Raw genomic sequence first — 20,367 nt, forward strand, 5'->3', positions numbered from 1 at the left:
AGACACAGCATCAAGGATGCCCGCCCCTTGGCGGTCCGGCCGTACCGGCGAGTAATCTCGAGCTCACTTCACGCGGCGGTGACCCCGCCCCGCGGAGCCCGCGGCTACTGGAGGAACGATGACAGAAATGGCGCGACTGCAGGCGCGAGGTGTCCGCCTGCCCAGAACGGAACGCCGCGCCCAGCTGCTGGCCGCCGCGCAGCGGGTGTTCGCCGCGAACGGATACCACGCCGCCGCGATGGACGAGATCGCCGAAGAGGCCGGAGTCAGCAAGCCGGTCCTCTATCAGCACTTCCCCGGCAAGCTCGACCTCTACATCGCGCTGCTGGAGAGCCACGTCGACGAGCTGGTGCGGCGGGTCAAGGACGCGCTCGGCTCCACGTCGGACAACAAGCAGCGCGTGCCGGCGACCGTCGGCGCGTTCTTCGACTTCGTCAACAACGACGCCGGCGCCTTCCGCATGGTCTTCGAGTCCGACCTGCGCGGCGAGCCCGCCGTCCAGGAGGCGGTGGACCGGGCGACGTCGGCCAGCGTCGACGCGATCACCGAGACCATCACCGCCGACGCGGGCCTCGACGAGGACAAGGCCCGGCTGCTCGCCGTCGGCCTTGTGGGCCTCTCGCAGGTCAGCGCGCGGTTCTGGCTGGCGCACCACAAGTCGATGAGCCGCGAAGAGGCCGTCGCGCTCACCGCCAACCTCGCCTGGCGAGGCATCGGCGGTGGCTTCCCGCTCCAGCACTGACCCGCGTTTCGTCCTCTGAATGCGGTCCTTGCGCGGGGCAACTACCGCATTCAGAGGACGAAATGCGTCAGGTCATTGGGGCAGGAGCTTCTTCAGGCGGTCGGCCGCGAGCTGGGCGTCCGCGACGACCTTCGCGGTGTCGATACCGACAACGCGGCCTTCGCGCTTGAGGGCGCGACCGTCGACGAACACCCAGGAGACGTTCGCGGGCTGGGTGTTGAAGACCAGCTGATTCACCCAGTCGACCTTCGGCGCGAAGTTGACCGCCTGGGCGTCGACCAGCTGGAGATCCGCCCGTTTGCCCGGCGTCAGTGACCCGATCTCCTTGTCCATCCCGAGCACCTCCGCGCCACCGAGGGTCGCCATGCGCAGGACGTCCGCCGTGGTCGGGTAGACCGCCGGATCCGTCGTGGTCGCCCGCTGGAGACCGACGGCCGCGCGCATCACGTTGAACATGTCGCTCGTGTCGTTGGTGCCGCCGTCGAGGCCGAGCCCGACCTTCATGCTCCGCTTCTTCATCTCCGGCAGCCGGATGACGCCCGACGCGAGCCGCATGTTCGACAGCGGGTTGTGCGCCACGCCGACCCCGGCGGCCGCGAGCTCGTCGAGGTCCGCGTCGGTGGTCTGGATGACGTGGTTCGTCACCAGCCCGGAGTGCAACGCGTTCGCGCGCCGGAGCGCGTCCATCTGCCCCGCGGTCAGATCGGCCTTCGATTCGAGCAGGTGCACGTTCAACGAGACGCCGAGCTCGCGCGCGAGCTTCTCCGAGGCTTCGACGCTCGGGAAGTTCCCCGTCGACGGATGCGTGCCGATCTGCAGGCGTGCCAACGGGTTCGGATCGATGACCTCGCGTTTCACGCGGCGGATCTCGTTCTGCAGCGCGGGATCGGTGGTGCCGTTGTAGGAGTAGAGGAACCGCAGCTTCGACTCGCCGAGCGCACGGAGACCGCCCTTGGCGAAGTCGGTGTTGAACGCGTGCGACCAGTCGGTGACCGTGGTGATCCCGGTCGAGACGACGTCGGCGGCGGCGAGTTTCGTGCCCGCGTACGCGTCCGCGTCGGTCACGGGGGCGCGGTACAGCGGGATGACGCATTTGCCGAGCCAGCCGATGAGTTCCTTGTCGGCCGCGCAGCCGCGGATGAGCGACTGCCACAAGTGGTTGTGCAGGTCGACGAAGCCGGGCAGCACGATCTTGCCTCGGCCGTCGACGACTCTCGCGGCACCCGCGTCGAGGTCCTTGCCGACCTGCTTGATCTTGGTTCCTTCCAGCACGACGTCGGCGTCGGCGAGGGCGCCGAGCGGTCCTTCGCCGAGGCTGGGATCCATCGTGAGCACCATCGAAGCGTCGCGGATGACGACCCGGCCGGCACCGGTGAATTCCGCGTCGCTCCCGGCTTCGGTGGTCTCGCCGCCCAAGTTGCTGAGCAGAGCCGCTCCGAGGACCACGGCGATGGTGAGGCTGAAGACGGACAGGATCGATCTGTTTCGTTTCATCATTCCAACTCCCCAGTCGAAAAGATCACGCTAGCTCATCTGACGCGGACGCCCCGGAGAATCACCGCGATGGGATGTTCCAGCTGTGCCAGGTCTTCGCGCGGATCCTCCGCGTAGACGACGGCGTCGGCGGGCGCGCCCGGAACCAGCCCTGGCAACCCGAGATATTCGCGCGCGGCCCACGAACCCGCGGCGAGGGCGTCGTGCGTGCGCAACCCCGCTTCCGCGAGGGCGCGGATCTCGGCGCCCACCTGACCGTGCGGCCGGGAATCGGTCCCGGCGAGGATCTTCACCCCGGCTTCCGCCGCCGCCACGACCAGCGCGGGATGCGCCTCCGCCCCGCCGGTGAACCAGCGTTTCCGGGGACTGTCCTCGCGGTTCCGCGCCCTCCCCAGCGCCGCCTGGAACACCGAAAGCGTCGGGGTGAGCGCGGTTCCGCGGGCCGCCATGTCCGGCAGGTATCCGGGATCGAGCCACATCCCGTGTTCGACGGAGTCGACGCCCGCGGCCACCGCCGCTTCCCCGCCGGCGGCGTGCTGCGAGTGCACCGCGACCCGGCCGCCGACCGCGTGCACGGCCTCGACGACGGCGGTCATGACGTCCGACGGCACGGCGTCCTCCCCGGCCCGCCAGTCGGCGATGATCTTGGCCCAGCCGGTGCGTTTCGCCTGCGCCGCGGCCAATCCGGGAAGTTCCGCGTGCGTGGCGCGGCGGCCCCAGCCGTCGAAGAAGTGGCCGTGCTGGGCGATCCACGGCCCGGCGTGCACCGCACGGGGCAGCCCGGGTTCGGTGCCGAACCACCCGGGTGGCTCACCGGGCAGCCCCGGCGAGCGGATCATCGTGACCCCGGCGTCGACGTGCCGGTGCAGATCTGCGCGCAGGATCTCTTCGTCCATCGGATCGCCGGGCTCCTCGGCCCCGGGATGGGTGTGGGCGTCGACGAGACCCGGCAAGAGCCAGCCTTCGGCGACCAGGTCCGCGCCCGGGACCGGGTCGGTGGTCCAACGGTCGCCGTCGGCGTAGAGATCGGCGTACTCCCCGGCGGGAAGCGCCCGGCCCCGGATTCTGATGATCACAATGCCCCCTTGCTCTCGTGTTGAGCAATCCAGCGGATCGCGACCAGCCGGGTTTCGGCTATGAATCAGAGTGACCGCGTTGCCGATCCGCGAGGAGTCACCATGCCCCATATCGCGCTCGACGAGAACCTTCCCGGTATCACCGCCTTGTTCGCCTACCGGCCGGAGACGGCGGCGCCGCTCGGGCAACTCGCCGAGGTCCTGCTTCGCGGGCCGAGCAGCCTCAGCGTGGGCGAACGCGAACTGATCGGTGCGGTCGTCTCACGCGGCAACGACTGCACGTTCTGCTCACGCAGCCACGCCGCCGTCGCGGCCGAAGCGCTCGAAGGCGGCATGCCGGTCGTGGAGGCGGCTTGGAAGGACGTCGACAGCGCGCCCGTGCCTGCGAAGGTGAAGGCGCTGCTGCACGTCGCGCTCGCCGTTCGCGAAAGCGGGAAGTCGGTGGGCGAAGACCTGATCGAGATCGCCCGCGCGGAGGGCGCGACGGACGTCGAAATCCACGACACGGTCCTGATCGCGGCCGCGTTCTGCATGTTCAACCGCTACGTCGACGGGCTGGCCACGCTCGCCGTCGACGACCAGGACGCCTATCAGGAGGTCGGCGTCCGTCTCCTGGCGAACGGCTACACGGCTCTCTGAGGAGAGCAAGGGACCTTTGCTACCACCCGCTGCTACCACCGCGCCGACCACACGTCGCGAAAGCCACTTTCGCGACGTCTGATGTCCCGAAAGTGGCTTTCGCGACGTCCCCGAGCGCCGCACACGAGACCTTGACCTGCGAAAAGAAGCAAGGGACCTTTGCTACCACTTGTCTCAATGTCGAGAGAAGTGGTAGCAAAGGTCCCTTGCTCCCCTTTCAGACCCTCGCGGCGCGGCGGACGAGTGCCGCGATGCGATCCGAAACCTCCTGAGCCCGTTCCTGCGGAAGCATGTGCCCAGCCCCCGGATAGCGCACGAACTCGGCCTCCGGCAGCTCGTCGGCGATGACCTTGGCGTGCGGCGGCGGACAGAGCCTGTCCCGCTCCCCCGCCAGCACGATCACCGGTTTGCCGTCCAGCGCGGCCAGCGTGACCCGGCAGTCGTGCCGCGAAATCGCGTCCTGGAATCCCGCGACACTCGCCGGATGCGCGCACAGCAACTGCTCGGCGACCGAGTCCACGTCGGCCCGCTGAGGCCGCCGCCCGAAGACGAGCAGCCGCGCACCGGGCCGCACCACCGACAGCGGCAGCGGCAAGGCGTCACGGCGGTTCTTCGCGAGCAGCTTCGCGAGCCTCCGTTCGAACCTCGCCGCGCCGCTGCCCGCGATCCCCGGCAGGCCGAGGGTGATCCGGTCCATCTCACCGGACGACGTGGCGACGAACGCGACCCCTGCGACGCGCCGGGCCACGAGATCGGGATGCCTGCGGGACAGCTCCATGATCGTCATACCGCCCATGGAGTGCCCGGCGAGCACGATCGGCCCGTTCGGGACGCGGTCCTGGATCAGCTCGGCGAGGTCGTCGGCGAGGGTCGGGATCGTGGCCGTTCCCGGTTTCGCCGGCGCGGAACCGCCGTGGCCGCGCAGGTCGTAGCGCAGGGTCCGGACGGAGTCGCCGAGCCGCGACACCACGCCGTCCCAGGTTCGGTGATCCTGGGTCCAGCCGTGCACGAGGACCAGCGTGAGTTCGGAATCGGCCGGACCGCTCAGCTCGACATGCAGTGCGGTGCCGTCGCCGGTCACGAACCGATGTTGCCGCGACGGGTCCCACGAGACGGCGTCGCGCTGCTTGACGCTCCTCATCGCTTCCCCGGCAGCAGGAAGGACTTGCGCCAGAAGTACATGCCCGGCTTGCCGACCAGGCCGGATTCCTGAAGGAACGGCATGATCTTCTCGCCTGCCCACTGGATGCTTTCGCGCCAGTGGGGGTTGTTCAGCGCGGCCTCGACGCCGTCACGCGGACGGATGCCGACGGCCTTGTAGACGTTCGGGTTGATGAAGGCCCGCGTCACGAAGTACGAAATGAGCGCGATGATGAACTGCTGATAGAGGATTTCCTTCTTCGACAGTTTCGCCATCCCGCGAGTCACCTCTTCGCGGGCGAAGGTGACGTGCCGGGCTTCTTCGAGCACGTGGATCCGGTTGACCATCCGCACCAGCGGCTGGATGTCCGGGTCGTTCATCTGCTCGCGCTGAAGCCGGTCGAGGACCTCTTCGGCGACAAGGATCGCGCCGTAGCGCGCGGGGCCGTAGCTGATCGTCGGCATCAGTTTCGCCAGCCGCCGCAACCACGGCACCGGCCCGTAGGACGGGCAGCCGATCCGCGAAGCCATCCGCGCGAACATCGTCGAGTGACGGCATTCGTCCGCGATCTCGGTCAACGCGTACTGGGCGTGCGAACTGGTCGGGTCCTCGTCGTAGACCTCCTTGAGCAGCATCTGCATCAGGAGGATTTCGAACCACAGCCCCGTCGTCGCCACGCTCGCGACTTCGTGCTTGCCGAGTTCGATGCGCTGTTCTTCGGACAGCGAGTCCCACAATTTCGTGCCGTAGAGCGAAGAACGGTGTGCCGGGATGAAGCGCTTCCCGTCGACGAGCGGGGCGGTCCAGTCGATGTCGACGTCGGGATCGTAGAACTTGTTCGCGGAGGACTTGAGCAGCCGCTCGGCCGTCTTCTCCCGGTCTGTTTCCTTCAGCGCCCGCGTCATTGCCGACACACCCCTATCTGTAACTCGTGGTAACAGTTACCTCTGGTAGCATGACTTGGGTGATCGAACGTGTCAAGCGCAACAGCAAGCAGTCGAGCAAGCACCCCACGGCGGGTGAGGCCGACACGGGCGACGCCCGCCGCGACCGCTGGCGCAAGCACCGGATCGCACGCCGTGCGGAGTTCGTCGAAGCCGCCCTGCGGGCGCTCGACACACACGGCCCGGACCTCGGCATGGAAGACGTCGCCGCGGAAGCGGGCGTCACGAAACCCGTGCTGTACCGGCATTTCGACGACAAGGCGGATCTGTACGTCGCGCTCGGGCAGCGCGGCACGGAGATCCTCTTCCAGCGGCTGATCCCGGCCATCAACTCCGAACTGGCCCCGGTCCCCCGGATCCGGATGGCACTCGACTCCTTCTTCAGCGTCATCGAGGAGCACCCGAACCTGTACCGCTTGCTCGCGCGCGGCGGCCTGCAGGAGAAGGTGGTCGTCAAATCCGACGTCGTCGCCGAGGACAAGGAACTGATCGCCACCGCGCTGACCGCGCTGCTCGGCGACTACATGCGGATGTTCAACATGGATTCCGGCGCCGCCGAACCGTGGGCGCACGGCATCGTCGGGATGGTGCAGAGCACCGGCGAATGGTGGCTGGACCGGCGCTCGATGGGCCGGGACAGCGTCGTCGAGTACCTGACGCAGATCATCTGGGCCGCGATCGACGGCCTCTCCCGGCAGCAGGGCATCGTCATCGACCCGAACCTGCCGCTCGAAGAGAACAAGGTCGTCCAAATGCGGAAGGAATCGGAGGCACAGTGAGCGAGCACGACGAAGACGGTTACGCCGGCGAAGCGGTCCTCGTGATCGACGGGACCGAGATCGCGACCACGGTCGACCTGCGGGGCTACTTCCAGCCCATCGACGGGTATTACCGCTGGTACGGCCGCGTCGCCACCAACGAGCAGGTGTCCGCGGCCGCGGGCGGCAAGAAGACCGCCGTCGAGATCCGCGCGGGCGAGTACAGCGCGAAGGGCGAACTCTCCGACCCGGATCCGTGGGACCGCTACCGCATCATGGGCACCAGCACGCCGCCCTTCCACGTGCCGACCAGCCTCGAAGAACTGAACGAACTCAACGCCTGACCAGGCGGAAGTACATGAAGGCCCCCTTCCTTGCGTCTAGCGCAAGGAAGGGGGCCTTCATGTACTTTCCGTGAGCGCGGGGAGCAAGGGACCTTTGCTACCACTTCGCAGGTCAGCCCCGTCGTTGAGCGGGCACCCGAGCAGCGGGCAGCAGGTACTTCGGCCAGCTCGACAGCTTGTTCATCGCCCATTCCAGCGGCCCGCGCCCGACGAACTTCCGCCACAGCACCGCGGCGGTCAGCGCCACCATCGAGAACTCGACGAAGTGCAGCACGCTGAAGATCGAATCGCCGTCGCTCTCGTCCCACAGCAGCGCGATCGCCACGAAATGCAGCACGTACGCGCTCAGCACCCGCCCGCCCAGATCCGACAGCGGCCGCAGCACCCGCTCGAATTTCGGCATCAGCAGCTGGCAGCCACCGATCACCGCCGCCGCGATCCCGATCGAGATCAGCAGGTCGAACGGCGTGTACGAGGTACCCGTCGGCAGCAGCTCCCAGGCCCAGCTGGTGGTCGGCGGTGTGCCGTGGATCCAGGTCTGGTGCAGCCGCAGGAATTCCGGCGGGGTCATCCCCATCCGCGCGGCGGCCGGTTCCAGCGAGCGGTAGATGGCCTGCATGCCACCGAGCGGTCCGGTCGCGAGCCACGACACGAAGTAACCGCCCACCGCCAGCGCCGAACCGCCGAAGAACAGGCGCCGGCACACGCTGCGCGACGTCAGGTCCATCCGGCCGATCGACATCCCGGCGAACACGTACGCCATCAGCGTCAACGCGGGGAAGGTGCCGGTCAGGACGAGGACGGTCGCGGCCTTCAGCAGTCCGGTCGAGGTGACGTCGTCCGCGGTCAGGTCCGGCGCGAAGAAGAGCAGGTCACGGGGAAGCACCTGGGCCCTGATCAGATGTGAGAGCAGCGGGCCCGCCACGGCGACGGTGACCGACGCGATCGCGAGCGCCTTCGCGCCCGCGCGCAACCACGGGATCGCGAAGAGGAAACAGGCCCCGTAGTAGGCCAGGATCACCATGTAGCCGGTCTCGAGGCTGGTCAGCCACAGCCCCAACGCCACCAGGAGCGGGGCGCGGGTCGCCAGTTTCAGCGCGACGCGGGTCCGGTCGCGGCCCTCTTTGGGACGGCGTCCGCCGGACATCAGCGCGATCGAGACCCCGGCCAGCACCGCGAACAGCGCGGCGGAATGGCCTTCGAACGGTTTGAACAGCACCCCGACGCCGCCTTTGGCCGGATCGGGGCCGACATGCACCGCGTACATGCCGAGTACGGCCAAGCCGCGGGCGACGTCGATACCGGTCAGCCGCCCCGCGACCCGTTTGCCTTGTTCGGGAACAGTGCGCGCGCCGTCGACCAGCGCGCGGTCCATCACAGTGACGCCGTCCACCTCATTTCTCGGCTAGCCCCCTGCCGTCCCCGCCTTAGCGTGACGATCAAATCTGAGAGCTGGCTGAGACGTGGCGGTGACGCCACTGTGACATCCGACTACAACCCGATCGGGTTAGCCACCAACAGCGAAACCGACCTTGCGAACATCCGACGGCGCGATCTCGACGTAGGCGATCCGGTCGGTGGGCACGATGTACTTACGGCCCTTTTCGTCGTCGAGGCGGAAGATCCCGTCGCCGGCCCTCAAGGCGTTCGCGACCAGTTCCTCGACCTCGTCGGGCGACTGGCTGCTGGACACCACGAGCTCCCGCGGCGTGTCCTTGATGCCGATCTTGACCTCCACGTGGGACCTCCGCTTGAAAGTTCGAAATCTACTGGTGCGCCAAGGCTAGCCGAAGCGACCTCAGCCGAGGCCCAGCACCTGCATGCGCTTGGTGTGCCCCTGCTGCAACCGGCGGAACAGCGCGGCGATTCCCGAAAGGTCGCCCGAGCCTTCGACGATCAGCTCGGCGAGCCCGTCCCGCTCGGCGACGACGTACTGGGCCTGCGTCAACGCCTCGCCCAGCAGGCGGCGGCCCCACAGCGCGAGCTTGTCGCGCGCCTTCGGGTCGGCCTCGATACCGGCCGCGACTTCGCGTTCGGCGAACGCGGAATGCCCTGTGTCGGCGAGCACGGTGAGCACCAGGTCCTTGGTCTCGGGGTCGAGCCAGCTGGCCATCTCGCGGTAGAGGTCCGCGGCGAGCCCGTCGCCGACGTAGGCCTTCACCAGGGACTCAAGCCAGGAACGGGGCGCCGTGGAGGCGTGCCAGGCGTCGATGTGGCCGACGAACGGGCGCATCGCGTCCTCGATCGCGACGCCGTGCCCCGCGAGGTGCTTGGTGAGCAGGTCGTAGTGCCCGATCTCGGCGGCCGCCATGGACGCCAGCGCGGCCCGGCCCGACAGCGTCGGCGCGGTGCGCGCGTCCTCGGCCATGCGATCGAATGCGGACAATTCCCCATAGGCGAGTACGCCGAGCAAATCGACTACGCCCTCACTGATCTGCTTTGCCTCCGTCACGGCGGAAAGGGTATCGCCGAACACACCCGGACGGTCGGGAAGAGACCGATCCCACCCTCGTCGGCGCGCCGGGGGCTATCGAAAAACCGCAGATCAGGTAGACTGCCGACGGATACGACGGATCTTCCGTCCCGGATCGGGACGCCGCTGCGGCTGAAGGACAGCCGGTGTGGCCCCGGTCAGCACAAGAATGATGTGCGTGCACGCCATCCTGCGGCATTCCCACGAAGGGCCGCTCCAGCGCCAGTAGCGCGGAGCCCGAGCGAAATTTCGTGGTCGAGTGTCGATCGGTGACCAGGGCAGTGCGCGCTGGTCACGAGAGAGGCGAGCACCCTGACCACGAACGAAATCACAACCGAAGAGAACACCACCACCGCCGTCCCGGAGGCCGTCGCGCTGGAGCACAGCGAGACAGGCCCGGCGGCGTTGGACACGTCGCACCCGCTGCAGGCGGGCGCGCCGGTGGAGCCCGAATCCCCCACCTTCGCCTCCTTCGGCGTCAAGCCGGAGATCGTGAAGGCCCTCGGCGAGGCCGGCATCGAGCGCACCTTCGCCATCCAGGCGCTGACGCTGCCGCTGGCCATGGCGGGCGACGACCTGATCGGCCAGGCCCGCACCGGCATGGGCAAGACGCTGGGCTTCGGCGTCCCGCTGCTGCACCGCGTCGAGGTCCCGGGCGACGGCACCCCGCAGGTGCTGGTCGTCGTGCCGACCCGTGAGCTGTGCATCCAGGTCGCGAACGACCTCAAGGGCGCGGGCAAGCACCTCGGCATCCGCACGCTGGCCATCTACGGCGGCCGCCCGTACGAGCCGCAGATCGAGGCGCTCCGCAAGGGCGTCGACGTCGTCATCGGCACGCCCGGCCGTCTGCTGGACCTGGCCGAGCAGCAGCACCTGGTGCTCGGCAAGATCCGCGGCCTGGTGCTGGACGAGGCCGACGAGATGCTCGACCTGGGCTTCCTGCCCGATATCGAGCGCATCCTGCGGATGGTCCCGGACGCGCGCCAGACGATGCTGTTCTCGGCGACCATGCCGGGTCCGATCATCACGCTGGCCCGCACGTTCCTGAACCAGCCGACCCACATCCGCGCCGAGGAGAACGACGCCGGCGCCATCCACGAGCGCACCACCCAGTTCGTCTACCGGGCGCACTCGATGGACAAGCCCGAGCTGATCGCCCGCGCGCTGCAGGCCGAAGGCCGTGGCCTGACGATGATCTTCACCCGCACCAAGCGCACCGCGCAGAAGGTCGCCGACGATCTCGTCGAGCGCGGCTTCGCGGCCGCCGCCGTGCACGGTGACCTCGGCCAGGGCGCCCGCGAGCAGGCGCTGCGCGCGTTCCGCTCCGGCAAGGTCGACGTGCTGGTCGCCACCGATGTCGCCGCCCGCGGTATCGACATCGACGACGTCACGCACGTGATCAACTACCAGACGCCGGAGGACGAGAAGACCTACGTCCACCGCATCGGCCGCACCGGCCGCGCGGGGCGCACCGGCGTCGCGATCACCCTCGTCGACTGGGACGAGGAGCCGCGCTGGAAGCTGATCTCCGACACCCTCGGCCTCGACAAGCCCGAGCCGGTCGAGACGTACTCGTCGTCGAAGCACCTGTTCAGCGACCTCGGCATCCCGGAGGGCACCACCGGGCGCTTGCCGCTGTCGAAGCGGACCCGCGCCGGTCTTTCGGCCGAGGCCGAAGAAGACCTGGGCGGCAAGCGCCGTGGCCGTGGCCGGGGCGCGAGCGACGAAGAGGCTCCCCGCAAGCGCAACCGCGCACCGCGCAAGCGGACCCGCGGCGGCGCGGACGCGGCCGCCAAGATCGAAGCGGCGGACGCCGCGGCGGCTTCCGCGGAAGGCACCGAGGGCGAGTCCCCGGCGGAGGCCCGCACGCGGACCCGTCGCCGCAGCCGCGGCGCCGCGAAGCCGAGCCCCGAGGTCAGTGGCCCGGCGGTCGAGAAGGAGGCAGGCGACAGCGCCGAGCGTCCGGCTCGCCGACGCCGCCGTCGCCGTCCGTCGGCGACTTCTGATACACCTGCGTCGGCAGACTGAGCTTTCATACTGCGGACATGGGGAGCTAGGGGCACGTGAGCGAACGCTGGAACTCCGCGCCGGACAACGAACCGGCGCGGCCCGTGCCCGCCGATCCCGAGCAGCCGAACGGCAGCGTGCCGGAGACGGTTGAAAACGCGATCGGCACCGAGGACGTGCTGGACGCCGAACCCGCTCAGCCGGTGGCCACCGAGCCGCCGCTGGGCGGGAAACGCGCCCGGCCCTCGCCGTGGAACCGCAAACGGGATCGTGTCATCGCCGCGGCGATCGTGGTGGTCGTCGCGGTCACCGGCGTCGTCATCGGCGTGACCAGCGACAACGCGGCGACCGTCGCCCAAGTCGCCACCACCCTGCCGCCGGGGCTTCCGCCCGCGCCGGCGCAGGTTCCCGGCTCGTTGAGTGAACTGTGGCAGGCGCCGAGCTCGTCGACACCCGTCCCGATCGGCGAGGCCAACAGCGTCGTCACCGCCGACAAGGGCGAAGTACTCGGCCGGGATCCGTACACCGGCGAAGTCCGCTGGCGCTACTCGCGCGATCTCGAACTGTGCACCGTCGCGCTCGCCGGGATCAAGGTGGACGCGGTGTACCGCAAGGACACCGGCTGCAGCGAGGTCACCCAGCTCGACGCGGGCACCGGGCGCCGCACGGCGCAGCGCAACGGCGACGCCGAGCTCGGGACGAGGCTGGTCGTCGACGGATCGCACACCACCACGACCGGCAAGAAACTGCTGAACACCTGGCGCGACGACCTGGTCAAAAGCATGGAGTACGGCCAGGTCCCCGCCATCGTGAACCCGGAAAAGCAGCCGAGGACGGGCTGCACCTACGGCACGGTTGCCGCCGCGGCGGGCAAGATCGGCGTGATCGAACGCTGCCCCGGCGACCCCGCCGACCGCTTCACCGTCTACCGCGCGACCAACGACGAGGCCGACGACCCGAAGGTCGACTACAGCACCGTGCTCGCCGGGAAGAACGCGAAGGTCGTCGCGATGTCCGGCGATCTCGCGCTCATCGTGCTGCCTGAACAGAAACTGCTGGTCATCTACGGCGGCGACGGCCTGCAGAAGTCGGCGTACCCGCTCGACGTGCCCGACGCGGACATCGCGCAGGATCCGGTGGGCGGCGTCATGACGACCTCGTGGACCGCGCAGGGCGTCTACTGGTTCACCGGCTCGAAGACCATGGCGTTCTCACGGGACGACCTCACTCCGCGCTGGACGCTGAACAACTCGGCCGGTCCGGGCGTGACCTTCGGAGAGCAGCTGGTCGTGCCCATCCAGGGTGGGCTGGCCGTGCTCGACGAGACGACCGGCGCCACCATCCGCACCGTCGGTGTCGACAGGCGCGGCTACACCGGCCCGGTCCTGCTCTCCTCGGTCGGGCCGGTGCTGCTGGAGCAGCGCGGCCCCACTCTCGTCGCCCTCAAGTGACCGGCGGGTGGTAGCAAAGGTCCCTTGCTACCGGCTCCGCGTCGTCGAGGTCTTGCTCCGAAGCCGGCCGATTTCCTTCCAGCACCATTTACCGCTCTCGTCGACGAGCGTGCCGGCGGCGGTCCGGGATCGCCCTTCGATGCTCAACGTGACGGCCACCGTGTACTCGGTTTCGGAGACCTTCGTGACCCCGTCGAGCGTGGCGCTCGAAACATCGTTGACGCGCTCGATGGCCTGGACGACGTCCTCTTCCGCGTTGCCGCACTTGAGCGCCGTCAAGGCCGCCTTGTCGTGGGCGTTGATACCGTCGACGACCGCCTGCGCGGTGCCCTCGGGGCCGGATGACTTGCCGGGCTTGTCGTCACCGAGGAAGAACCCGGGAGCGACGAACCCGGTGATACCCAGGACGACCAGCACCACGGCAGCGGCGGTGATGCCCACGATCAGGCCGGTCTTGTTGTTCTTCGGTGGCGCGGGCGGCCCGCCGAAGCCCTGGGGGTACTGCTGGTTCTGGCTGTACTGCTGCTGCCCGTAGCCGGGGTACTGCTGCTGCGGGTACGCGCCGCTCTGGTCGTAACCGCCGCCCTGCTGGGGCTGCTGGGCCGGGTATTGCTGGCCCGGGTACTGCTGGCCTGGGTACTGCTGCCCGCCTTGGCCGTGGTCGGGCTGTCCTGGCTGGGGTGGGTAGCTCATCAGTGACGCCCTTCATCCTCGCTGCTGGGCAGCGTGGTTTTCCACGACGTGCCCGGTGAGCCTCAGTTTCGCAGGGAGGAGACACTTCTTCCTGGCGAATGGCACTTTCCTGCCGTGTTCAGCTCCACCAGAACAGGCTCAGCGCGGCCGTCACACTCACCACGACACCGAGACCCGCGAAGCCCGCTACGCGGCCATTACGCGTATCGGCGACCCGTTGTGCCAGCAAGGCGACGACCGCCGCGACCGGATGGCCGATCAGCATCAGCGGCCCCGGCCCCGGCGCACCGGTGAGCAGGCAGATCCCGGCGATCACGAGGACGCACACCGCGAGCACGACCATCCCGGCGGCGAGCGACCCGGTCAGGCCTCGCCAGAACCGGCCGCTTTCGGGCGTCTTGGGCTCGTCCGCGGGTGGCGGGGTGGTCGCGAGCTCTTCGGTGTCCGGTGACGACACGTCCTCGCCTGTCCAATCGTCGGATCCGGGGAATCTAGGGCGCCAGCAGCTCCCACGGCTGAGCCGCGGGCCCGGCCTCCTGGCCCGCCGCGCAACTGGGCCGGAAGTCGCACCATGAGCAACGGCGGCCCGGGCGCGCCGGGAACAGGACGTCCTCGTCGCCGCCTGCGTCCAGGGTATCCGTTGCCAGCCGCAGGTCCCCGGCGGTCTCGTCGGCGCGTTGGAGATGCCGTTCGAGGCTCTGCTCGGTGTGCTCGGCAGCCGCGATGGTCCCGGTGGGCACATGGTGCAGCTCGACCTGGTAGCACGGCGTCCGCAGTGTCCTGGCGGCCGCGACGGCGTACAGCGCCAAGGCCTGCGACGAACGCGCCTCGTACTCGTCCGGCTCACGGCGGCCGGTCTTGTAGTCGATGATCACCAATTCCCGGCCGCGCTGGTCGATCCGGTCGGCGCGGCCCTCGATGATGAGGCTGGGCCCGCTGCCCGGCTCGAGCGTGACCGGCGCCGAAACCCAGCGCTCCAGCCCGACCGGATCGACGGTGACGTCGTTGTGCTCGACGTACTCCGCGACCCAGCCCTTGGCCCTGGCGCGGTACCGGGCGGCCTGCTCGGCGTCCTCGAACCCGGCGTCCTTCCAGTGTTCGGCGACGAGCGCCATCGCCCGCTGCGGTACCCGCTTGAGCACCGGCAGGTCGAACAACGCCCGCAAAGCGTTGTGCACCACCGCGCCCAGCGTGCTGTGCGCCCACGCGCCGGTGCGTACCGGGGACGGACGGTCCAGATACGACATGCGGTAGCGGCGCGGGCAATCTTCGAACGTCGCGAGGCGCGCGGGCGAGACCTTCGTCAGCTTGCGCGGCGCTTCGACGCCGAAGTCGAAACCAATCTGCTCCATCGGATCACCCCGCCCGCAACGCTACGCACCCCCACCGACACTTTTCGAGGGGATCCCCAGGAAGGGAGCAAGGGACCTTTGCTACCACCCGCGGCCGGCGCCCGGTTCCAGTGCGGCCTCCGTCCCGGCCCCGCGTGCAATGAAAGTGTCTTTCCTTGCAAATTTTGCAAGGAAAGACACTTTCATTGCATCGGCCGAGCGAGCCCACGGGCGACGTCACGTGCCCGAGATGAAGCCCTTCACCGAATTCGCCACCAGCTCGACCGCGATCGCGGCCAGCAGCAGACCGGCGATCTTCGCCAGCAGCGTGATCCCGCTTTCCTTGATCAGCCGGATGACCACGCCCGAGTACCGCATGCACAGGTACAGCACGAAGTGCACCGTCACGATCGAAAGCGCGAGAGCCACGTACGCGCCGACGTGGCCATCGGCCTGCCGCACGAAGACGATGGTCGCGGCGATCGCGCCGGGGCCGGCGAGCAGCGGCGTCCCGAGCGGGACGAGAGCGACGTTGACGTCGTCGCCGGCCGCCTCGGCCTCGCCGCCGGTCTTGCCGGTCAGCAGCTGCAGCGCGATGAGCAGCAGCAACAGCCCGCCCGCGCCCTGCAACGCCGGGATCCCGATGCCGAGGTAGGACAGGATCGCCTGTCCCGCGACGGCGAACAGCGAGATCACCAGCAAGGACACCAGCACCGCCTGCCGCGCGGCCTTGGCGCGGAACGCCACCGACTTGCGGCCGGTCAGGCTCAGGAACACCGGCACCGTGCCGGGCGGGTCCATGATGACGATCAGCGTGATCGTCGCGCTCATGAACAGGCGCGCGTCGAAGAAGTCCGTGATCGTCACCGGGTCACGACCTGATAGCCGGTGGCACGCGCGACGAGCTCTTCGAGCGCGAGCGGATCGGTGGTCTCGTCGCCGAGGTCGATGGTCTTGTTCGTGCCGTGGTAGTCGCTCGACCCGGTGCGCACGAGCCCCAGCTCCCCCGCCAGCCCGTGCAGCCGGACGCGGGTCTCCTCGTCGTGGTTCGGGTGGTCGACCTCGACACCGGTGAGCCCGTGCTCGGCCAGCCCGGCGAGCACGTCGACGGTGATGGTCGCGCCGCGCGTGTAAGCGAAGGGATGCGCGATGACGGTGACCCCGCCCGCCGCCGCGATCATGTCGATCGCGTCCTCCACGAGCGTGTCCTGCCGCGCCACGAAGTACCCGCTGCCGTTGCCGAGGTAGCTCCCGAACGCCTCGTTCACCGACGAGACGACACCGGCACGCACCAAGGCCTGCGCGAGATGCGGCCGTCCGGCGGAACCGTCCTCGGGCAGCAGCGACATGACCTCGTCGGGATCCACCGGGAGACCGTCGGCGGCCATCCGTTCGGCCATCACCCGCAGCCGCCATCGCCGCTCCGACCGCAGCCGGGTCTGCTCGGCGACGACCGCCGTCGACTCGGGGTCGAAGAGGTACGCGAGCAGGTGGACGCTGATGTGCCGCCCGGTCACCGGGTCGACGGAGATCGTGGACAGCTCGGCGCCGGGCACCAGGGTGAGGCCCGGCGGAAGTGCCTCGGCGGCCGGGGCCCAGCCGGCCGTGGTGTCGTGATCGGTGATCGCGACGACGTCGAGGCCCGCCTTCGCGGCGGCGGCGACCAGCCCGGCAGGGCTGTCGGTACCGTCGGAGGCGGTGGAGTGGGCGTGCAGGTCGATGCGCATCGCGGATCAGTATCGACGATGCGCCAGGTCACAGCGACCCCGGGACCTGCGCTAACCGACCTTCTTCTTGCCGCGGGCCGCACGCTGCGCCTTGATCATCGAAAAGCGCTCGGCCTGCTTCTGTTTGTCGCCGAAGACCAGCTCGGAAATCGTGTCGTAGAACTCTTCCGGCTTCGGCAGGTAGTCGATGCGGTTCAGCGCCTGGATCTGACCGGCGGACTCGACCACCATCGTCCCGTACCCCATCATCCGGCCCCACGCCGAACGTTCGTAGGTGAGGTCGGTGACCTTGGTGATCGGCATCATCAGCACCTTGGTGGTGTAGACGCCGGTCGTCATCACGAACCGTTTGTCCGTGACGACCAGTCGCTCGACCCACCACTCCATCACCACGTACGCGAAGCGCAGGATGACGAGCAACGCGGCATACCAGAGGATGTTCTGGATGACCCACGCGGCGGGCGGCAGCAGGTAGGACACCAGGACGCAGATGGCCAGCAAGGCCACCGCCTCGAAGGTGTCCCACAGGAGCACCGCCCAGTGACGGCGGATCCTGATGACCCGCCGCTCGGTGTCGAGGAGATACTCGTCTGGATCGCGTGGGGCGAACATACCGATAGAGTATCCGCCGTCCGCTAGCTGAAGACGTTGCTGACGAAGGTGATCACCGATTCGGCCGAGTCACGCAGGAAGCCGATGATGTTTCCCACGAGGCCCGCGGCCTGACCTGGCTGCGCGATCACGAAGAACAGCACCAACGCGATTCCTGCGAAAGTGAGGAGCTTTTTCGCGTTCACAGCGATCAATCCTGTCTCTTACGGTGACTGACTGCGGATACTGACATTCATTTTGTACCGCACCTTCCACCCGCGCGGGAGTGAAGTCCCGCGCTTGGGTCAGCCGGCAGGGGGAAGTGTACCGCACGGCTACTCTCCGTGTACAGGACAGTCATTGTCAGGAAGCCCGCGTCTACCATTCGGGAATGAACACCGTTTCGGACAGCACCGTCCGCTGTGTCGGCGGCATCGTCCACGACGAACTCGGCCGGATTCTGCTGATCCGGCGCGCGAATGAACCCGGACGTGGACTGTGGTCGGTTCCCGGCGGGCGCGTTGAACCAGGCGAAACGGACGAAGCGGCCGTCATTCGCGAGATGCGCGAAGAGACCGGGCTCGACGTGATACCGGGCACACATGTCGGCAACGTCCGCCGCGGCCCGTACGACATCCACGACTTCGCCTGCACGGTCACCGGCGGCACTCTCCGTGCCGGGGACGACGCCGACGACGCCCAGTGGATCGACGCCGAAACCTTGATCGAACTCGACAAAGGCGGCCGCTTGGCCGAACTCCTGTTCGTCACTCTCCGCGACTGGGGAGTGCTGCCGACCGGGTAACCCGCGCCTCCCCGCTAAAGAGGCGGGGATAAAGCAGCGCGAGAGGTGAAAATTATCCTCGCCGAGGCTTTCCCGTCACCTACGAAGAGCCAGCCGGGCCCTCGGTTGTGTAACTGAGTTCCTGCCGCGAGACGTCCGGCTGGACACGCGTGTCGTCCACTCAATCACCTGTGTCGTCCGTCTGATCACACGTGCTGCCCGACAGTAGGTATCCAAGACACGATCGGCTCTGACCCGAAACGCCACGCACGACCAGCGGGGCTTAAACCGGCAGCCAGGTCATCCGCTGCCCGTGCGGGGCCGTCCTGGCCAGCGCCCGCACGTCCGGGACGCCGGAATCCCAGCGGACGAGCCCGAGCACGGCCTGGTCCACCGGTTCGGCCAGCTCGGTCCTGCCGGGTACCAGCGGCTCCAGCGCGGCGGCGTAGAACTCCTCGCTGACCCACCACAGCGGCCGGTCCGCGGCGAGCTTCCGGAGCGCTTCGAGGAAGTCGGCCCGCCGCTCCCCCAGGTACGCCAGCACGTGGCTGGTCAGGACGACGAGCGGGGCGTCGGCGGGCAGGGTGGCGGCCGCCGAGGCGAGATCGTCGACGGCGTCGCCGGCGATCAGCTCGGGCCGCTGCTTGCCCTGTGCCGCCGCGGCCGTGCGCAGGAGCCGGATCCGGTCCGGCTGGTCGGCCCAGACGCAGGCTTCGAGCCAGGCCAGCTCATCCTCGTCGGCCAGGTCCACCGGGGCGCGGTCGAGGCCGGCGCGGGCGGTGATCGTCAGCTTCTTCGGCACCTTCGGCGTGACGGCGCCGGGCGCGAGGTCCAGCGCGCAGTGCAGGCCGACGGCGGTCTTCGCGGGCCCGGCGGTGAGCTGTTCGCCGCCGTCGCACTGGTAGCGGTAGGCGTACTTGTCCAGGCCGAGGAGCAGCCCCGCGCTACAGCCGACCTCCAGCAGCGCGATCTTGCCGCCCGCCTCCTTCGCCGCCGCGGTCACCGCCGGGTAGAGCAGCGCGGCACGGCGGACCTCGTTGGTCTGCGTGTACCGCGAGGAGATGATCGCGCGCGCCCTGTCCGCCCGCTCCAGCAGGAACGAGCGGAACAAGGGCCACGTCTCCGAGTCCACGCCGTCGAAACCGCCGACGGACGGGTAATACCGCGAGAGCGGGTGGATGGGGTCGGCCTGGATGAGCCGGTGCGCGGTCGCCATGAGCAGCGTTCCGCGTGCTTCACCACCGCGGGCGCCGGTCAGCAGCCCGGCGACGTCGTCGTCCTCGGCCGCCTTCGCCGTCAGGTGCTCGTACAGCGGCGAAACACCGGCCGCTTCGACCGTCGCGAACTTCCGCAGGCGGCTCTTGATCTCATCCAGCCCGATGGGCATCGACGCGCTCCCTTTTCCCGTTCGTGACACCCATTATTCGTGCGGCACGGGACGGCCGGGCTGTTCACCGCCCCTGGTGTCACCGTAAGACCGCTTCGGCACCATCACCTTGCGACGGAACACGCAGACGATCGTGCCGTCCTGCTTGTAGCCGCGGGTCTCGACGTAGACGACGCCCCGGTCGTCCTTCGACTTCGACGGCGTCTTGTCCAGCACCTCGGTCTCGCCGTAGATGGTGTCACCGTGGAAGGTCGGCTTCACGTGCTTCAGCGATTCGACCTCGAGGTTCGCGATCGCCTTGCCGGACACGTCCGGCACCGACATCCCGAGCAGCAGCGAGTAGATGTAGTTGCCGACCACGACGTTCTTGCCGAAATCGGTGGTCTCCTCGGCGTAGTGCGAGTCGAGGTGCAGCGGATGGTGGTTCATGGTGATGAGGCAGAACAGGTGGTCGTCGTACTCGGTGACCGTTTTGCCCGGCCAGTGCTTGTAGACCGCACCGACCTCGAACTCTTCGTAATAGCGACCGAACTGCACCCATTCCTCCTGCACGAGTAACGCGGCGTGAGCCTGGAACGACAGGCCTTCGTGTTGAGGAGTACCCTCGACCATTGGTGTCGGGTCGTCAACGCGACCCACACCACTGCGTAACCGTCCGCCGAGCCGAAGGAGGTGAGGAACCCGATGTCCAGTGGCGATAGTCCGCTTCCTAGTAGTCGCAGCGTTTCCGCCTTCACATCTCGCCGGATCCCCACCTGGCAGGGCTGACGAAACCGGGAACGCTG

Annotated in this window: 23 protein-coding genes; 7 read left to right on the forward strand and 16 right to left on the reverse strand. The window is 68.5% G+C overall.

Going from position 1 to position 20,367, the window contains the following annotated elements; genetic code table 11:
* Positions 1-118: 118 nt before the first annotated feature.
* Positions 119-742, forward strand: coding sequence for a TetR/AcrR family transcriptional regulator (locus ACIBTM_RS42670; protein ID WP_395882834.1), 624 nt, complete (start codon positions 119-121; stop codon positions 740-742).
* 72 nt (positions 743-814) lie between these two features.
* On the opposite strand, the gene ACIBTM_RS42675 is transcribed toward ACIBTM_RS42670, so the two are convergent.
* Positions 815-2,236: an amidohydrolase family protein gene (locus ACIBTM_RS42675; RefSeq protein ID WP_395882835.1), complete on the reverse strand. Its 1,422-nt coding sequence runs from the start codon at positions 2,234-2,236 to the stop codon at positions 815-817.
* Positions 2,237-2,271: 35 nt separating this feature from the next.
* Positions 2,272-3,312, reverse strand: a complete 1,041-nt coding sequence (locus ACIBTM_RS42680; protein WP_395882836.1) for an amidohydrolase family protein — start codon at positions 3,310-3,312, stop codon at positions 2,272-2,274.
* A gap of 102 nt (positions 3,313-3,414) precedes the next feature.
* Here ACIBTM_RS42680 and ACIBTM_RS42685 point away from each other — a divergent pair, with 102 nt between their 5' ends.
* On the forward strand, positions 3,415-3,951 hold the full coding sequence (locus ACIBTM_RS42685) for a carboxymuconolactone decarboxylase family protein (RefSeq protein WP_395882837.1): 537 nt from the start codon (positions 3,415-3,417) through the stop codon (positions 3,949-3,951).
* A 217-nt stretch (positions 3,952-4,168) separates the two neighbouring features.
* Here the strand turns inward: ACIBTM_RS42685 and ACIBTM_RS42690 are convergent, their stop codons facing one another.
* Both ACIBTM_RS42690 and ACIBTM_RS42695 read right to left on the reverse strand, forming a co-directional pair.
* Complete coding sequence (locus ACIBTM_RS42690; RefSeq protein WP_395882838.1) at positions 4,169-5,092, reverse strand: alpha/beta fold hydrolase; 924 nt, start codon at positions 5,090-5,092, stop codon at positions 4,169-4,171.
* Complete coding sequence (locus tag ACIBTM_RS42695; RefSeq protein ID WP_395882839.1) at positions 5,089-5,997, reverse strand: diiron oxygenase; 909 nt, start codon at positions 5,995-5,997, stop codon at positions 5,089-5,091. Before ACIBTM_RS42695 ends, ACIBTM_RS42690 begins: the two co-directional genes overlap by 4 nt.
* Positions 5,998-6,047: 50 nt before the next feature.
* On the opposite strand from ACIBTM_RS42695, the gene ACIBTM_RS42700 reads away from it, so the two are divergent.
* Both ACIBTM_RS42700 and ACIBTM_RS42705 read left to right on the forward strand, forming a co-directional pair.
* A complete protein-coding gene (locus ACIBTM_RS42700; protein ID WP_037332089.1) occupies positions 6,048-6,815 on the forward strand; it encodes a TetR/AcrR family transcriptional regulator in 768 nt (255 codons plus the stop codon).
* Positions 6,812-7,138 carry a DUF4873 domain-containing protein gene (locus ACIBTM_RS42705; RefSeq protein WP_016331491.1) on the forward strand — a complete coding sequence of 109 codons (327 nt, stop codon included), beginning with the start codon at positions 6,812-6,814 and terminating at the stop codon, positions 7,136-7,138. Before ACIBTM_RS42700 ends, ACIBTM_RS42705 begins: the two co-directional genes overlap by 4 nt.
* Before the next feature lie 112 nt (positions 7,139-7,250).
* Here ACIBTM_RS42705 and ACIBTM_RS42710 read toward each other — a convergent pair whose 3' ends face one another.
* The 3 genes from ACIBTM_RS42710 to ACIBTM_RS42720 form a co-directional block, all read right to left on the reverse strand.
* Positions 7,251-8,531, reverse strand: coding sequence for a heparan-alpha-glucosaminide N-acetyltransferase domain-containing protein (locus ACIBTM_RS42710; RefSeq protein WP_395882840.1), 1,281 nt, complete (start codon positions 8,529-8,531; stop codon positions 7,251-7,253).
* A 114-nt stretch (positions 8,532-8,645) separates the two neighbouring features.
* Positions 8,646-8,876, reverse strand: a complete 231-nt coding sequence (locus ACIBTM_RS42715) for a DUF3107 domain-containing protein (protein ID WP_005167610.1) — start codon at positions 8,874-8,876, stop codon at positions 8,646-8,648.
* A 60-nt stretch (positions 8,877-8,936) separates the two neighbouring features.
* Positions 8,937-9,590 carry a ferritin-like fold-containing protein gene (locus tag ACIBTM_RS42720; RefSeq protein WP_034313407.1) on the reverse strand — a complete coding sequence of 218 codons (654 nt, stop codon included), beginning with the start codon at positions 9,588-9,590 and terminating at the stop codon, positions 8,937-8,939.
* A 462-nt stretch (positions 9,591-10,052) separates the two neighbouring features.
* Here ACIBTM_RS42720 and ACIBTM_RS42725 point away from each other — a divergent pair, with 462 nt between their 5' ends.
* Entirely contained in the window at positions 10,053-11,639 is a 1,587-nt protein-coding gene (locus ACIBTM_RS42725; RefSeq protein ID WP_395882868.1) for a DEAD/DEAH box helicase, read from the forward strand.
* A 35-nt stretch (positions 11,640-11,674) separates the two neighbouring features.
* Positions 11,675-13,069 (forward strand): hypothetical protein, encoded by a 1,395-nt coding sequence (locus tag ACIBTM_RS42730; RefSeq protein WP_395882841.1) that lies wholly within the window; start codon positions 11,675-11,677, stop codon positions 13,067-13,069.
* Positions 13,070-13,096: 27 nt separating this feature from the next.
* On the opposite strand, the gene ACIBTM_RS42735 is transcribed toward ACIBTM_RS42730, so the two are convergent.
* The 7 genes from ACIBTM_RS42735 to ACIBTM_RS42765 all read right to left on the reverse strand — a co-directional run bounded on the left by ACIBTM_RS42735 (position 13,097) and on the right by ACIBTM_RS42765 (position 17,617).
* Positions 13,097-13,762, reverse strand: coding sequence for a hypothetical protein (locus ACIBTM_RS42735; protein WP_395882842.1), 666 nt, complete (start codon positions 13,760-13,762; stop codon positions 13,097-13,099).
* A gap of 118 nt (positions 13,763-13,880) precedes the next feature.
* Positions 13,881-14,219: a hypothetical protein gene (locus ACIBTM_RS42740; RefSeq protein ID WP_395882843.1), complete on the reverse strand. Its 339-nt coding sequence runs from the start codon at positions 14,217-14,219 to the stop codon at positions 13,881-13,883.
* Positions 14,220-14,253: 34 nt separating this feature from the next.
* On the reverse strand, positions 14,254-15,114 hold the full coding sequence (locus tag ACIBTM_RS42745; RefSeq protein ID WP_395882844.1) for a RecB family exonuclease: 861 nt from the start codon (positions 15,112-15,114) through the stop codon (positions 14,254-14,256).
* A gap of 216 nt (positions 15,115-15,330) precedes the next feature.
* Positions 15,331-15,960, reverse strand: a complete 630-nt coding sequence (locus tag ACIBTM_RS42750) for a MarC family protein (protein ID WP_016331481.1) — start codon at positions 15,958-15,960, stop codon at positions 15,331-15,333.
* Positions 15,957-16,820: a PHP domain-containing protein gene (locus tag ACIBTM_RS42755; RefSeq protein ID WP_395882845.1), complete on the reverse strand. Its 864-nt coding sequence runs from the start codon at positions 16,818-16,820 to the stop codon at positions 15,957-15,959. The genes ACIBTM_RS42750 and ACIBTM_RS42755 overlap by 4 nt, the downstream gene beginning before the upstream one ends.
* A gap of 51 nt (positions 16,821-16,871) precedes the next feature.
* Positions 16,872-17,432, reverse strand: a complete 561-nt coding sequence (locus tag ACIBTM_RS42760; RefSeq protein ID WP_016331479.1) for a PH domain-containing protein — start codon at positions 17,430-17,432, stop codon at positions 16,872-16,874.
* Positions 17,433-17,455: 23 nt separating this feature from the next.
* Positions 17,456-17,617, reverse strand: a complete 162-nt coding sequence (locus ACIBTM_RS42765) for a hypothetical protein (RefSeq protein WP_005167589.1) — start codon at positions 17,615-17,617, stop codon at positions 17,456-17,458.
* Between the two features lie 185 nt (positions 17,618-17,802).
* Here ACIBTM_RS42765 and ACIBTM_RS42770 point away from each other — a divergent pair, with 185 nt between their 5' ends.
* Positions 17,803-18,216 carry an NUDIX hydrolase gene (locus tag ACIBTM_RS42770; protein WP_395882846.1) on the forward strand — a complete coding sequence of 138 codons (414 nt, stop codon included), beginning with the start codon at positions 17,803-17,805 and terminating at the stop codon, positions 18,214-18,216.
* A gap of 262 nt (positions 18,217-18,478) precedes the next feature.
* Here the strand turns inward: ACIBTM_RS42770 and ACIBTM_RS42775 are convergent, their stop codons facing one another.
* Together ACIBTM_RS42775 and ACIBTM_RS42780 are read right to left on the reverse strand one after the other, a co-directional pair.
* The gene (locus tag ACIBTM_RS42775; RefSeq protein ID WP_395882847.1) at positions 18,479-19,582 is read right to left on the reverse strand and encodes a DUF2332 domain-containing protein; all 1,104 of its coding nucleotides are present in this window, start codon (positions 19,580-19,582) and stop codon (positions 18,479-18,481) included.
* A 33-nt stretch (positions 19,583-19,615) separates the two neighbouring features.
* The gene (locus ACIBTM_RS42780) at positions 19,616-20,194 is read right to left on the reverse strand and encodes a MaoC family dehydratase (protein WP_395882848.1); all 579 of its coding nucleotides are present in this window, start codon (positions 20,192-20,194) and stop codon (positions 19,616-19,618) included.
* Positions 20,195-20,367 lie beyond the last annotated feature (173 nt).

Source organism: Amycolatopsis sp. NPDC049868, assembly GCF_044461365.1.
In the GTDB taxonomy this organism is placed as follows: domain Bacteria; phylum Actinomycetota; class Actinomycetes; order Mycobacteriales; family Pseudonocardiaceae; genus Amycolatopsis.